General features: G+C 27.1%; 1 protein-coding gene. It reads right to left on the bottom strand.

The genetic code is table 11. From position 1 onward, the window contains the following. Positions 1-97: 97 nt before the first annotated feature. Complete coding sequence (locus Q4A58_RS03725) at positions 98-2,119, bottom strand: TonB-dependent receptor (RefSeq protein WP_303116669.1); 2,022 nt, start codon at positions 2,117-2,119, stop codon at positions 98-100. Positions 2,120-2,338 lie beyond the last annotated feature (219 nt).

The raw sequence follows: 2,338 nt of genomic DNA, 5'->3' as shown, positions 1-2,338 counted from the left end.
CTTTATCTTCTTTCTCATTTTTTCTCCTTTTTACGCTATTTTAAATAAAGCAGGTAGCCTTCTACCTGCTTATTACATCAGAATTTTTTATTTATTTTTAGAATTTATATTTGAAACCTGTATAAAAACTTCTACCATCAGCTGGATAATAAACCTTTCTTGCTCCTGCACCCCATGAAGTTCTAGTTGAAGTTATACTTGATGCATATTTCTCATCAAATAAATTTTTAATTCCTCCATATATTTCTAATCCATTGTCAAAACTATAAGAAATATTGGTATCTACTGTTAAATAATCATTTCCCCTTCCATGATAATTATCAAAGTCATCAACAGCATAAGCCTTTGATTGATAATACATATCTGCATTTATTAGGAATTTATCTGTAAATTTATATGTTGCACCTAGATTAAAAATCCACTTAGGAACTCCTGCAAATTCTTTCCCTTTATATTGTCCTGTTTTCACCTTAGGATTTATATATGATATATTTTCTCTCAAAGTTAATTTATTAAAATCATGTATTAGAGATAATTGTGCTCCTGTTCTTCTAACTTTTCCATCAAAATTTCTATTTTTTGAATAGTTAGGGTCTGTTTTATCATAATATACTTCATTTTCAGAATTTATATAAAATATCGATGTATTTATAAAAGTATTTTTATAATAATCTCTTAATCCTATTTCAAATATATCATTTTTTTGTGTTTTATATTCTCCATGCCAAGCACCTGCTTCACCTATAGTTGGAGTTCTAGTTGCCCTTGTATAATTGAAATAAGTATTCCCAGTGCTAGAATATAAATAATTTATGCCCAATTCAAAACTATTATTATTAGAATAGTCATTTCCTTTTGGAACAATTTTTTCAAGAGCCCATGTCATTGGATTATATTTTTTTTCACTGTATTTATATTCTACTTTTTCTCTTCTATATCCTTGAGTAAATTGAAAATTTCCAAAGCTTGTTTTATTTAATAAATAAATTGCCTTTGACTTTCTTTCATCATTAGGAGCTTTGCCTAAAACACCATTTACATCTAGTATTTTCTTAAATTCTCTCTCTCCTTTTCTGTAGTCTCCTCCAACTATTATATAGCTGTCTTTTGCATAATTATATTTAAGTTCTGGTTTTATGAAATATTCTTTTGTCTCCTGTTTTTGATTTATACTTTTATCCTTAGAATAACCGCCATATACAAGGAAATCAAATTTATCTGTTAATTTTTTATTAAATGATAAGTTCCAAATATCTATTTTATTTTCTATAAGCCCTGAATATTGACCCTTCTGTCTAGGATTTTTATCAAATTCTTTTTTCTCTAAATAACCTGTATAAATATCTATATTTTCTGTATGGCTATATCTCAAATCAATAGCTCCATCTTTTAGTTCATATTTTGTTCTTAGCATTATTGATTCTTTTTCATCTTTTCTATTTCTATAGTCAAATTTTTCTCCTAGATAATTAGTTCCATACCCTCTTTCTCTATATTCCATAGAAGTTGTATTGGAATATGATGCAGCCACAGAAAATCTATCCGTTAAATTAGTCCCATATGTAAGATTAGCTTTTTTAGTTTTCCATGAAGCCAGTTCTAAATTAATGCTACCATAGTTAGTCTTATTTTGAGCTGCTTTAGTTATTATATTTACAACTCCACCAGTTGAACCATCTCCATAAACAACTGCTCCTCCACCTTGAATAATTTCTATTCTATCTATATCATCAATTGCAATAGAGTTTATGTCTAGTTTTACCAAACCATTCATAGGAACTCCGTCTAAAAGTAAAGTTGTTCCACTAAAAGAAACAGCATCTCCACCTCCTCTTAAATCTATATTTGCCATTCCACCATCATATTTTCTTACAATTACTCCAGGTATACCTTTTAATGCTTCTTGTACTGTTGCTGCTCCCTTAAGTTTAATATCTCTCGCTGTTAATACTTGTATATTTTTAGCTGTTTCTCTTGTTTTTGTACCAAAAGCTTCTGTCGTTGTAATAACTGTTTCATTTAACTTTTCAATGGGAATGTTATTTTCTTTACCCCCCCCCATTGCAAATGATGAAAATGAACTTGCCAAAATCGATGCCAATAATAGTTTTTTCTTCATAGCTTTCTCCTTTTATTTAATATTCTACATAAATATTTATCAAAATAAAATTTAAATAATTTTATTTTATTAAGCTTATTATAATTTATTTTTCAAAAAAAATCAACTATTATTTTCTATTTTACTAATGAAAAATATTTATTTTTTTCTTTTAATAAAATATATGTTTTATTAAAATACACTTTTACTTTGTTATTAGTGAGGATATTATAAAAAAAT

Source organism: Fusobacterium sp. (genome assembly GCF_030528405.1).
Taxonomy (GTDB): Bacteria; Fusobacteriota; Fusobacteriia; order Fusobacteriales; family Fusobacteriaceae; genus Fusobacterium.
The sequence above is the reverse complement of the archived record's forward strand: the minus strand, read 5'-3'. Positions and strand labels throughout refer to the sequence as shown.

Excerpts from the sequence above, each read along its gene's own strand:
- Q4A58_RS03725 (WP_303116669.1), bottom strand. The coding sequence starts at position 2,119 with ATGAAGAAAAAACTATTATTGGCATCGATTTTGGCAAGTTCATTTTCA.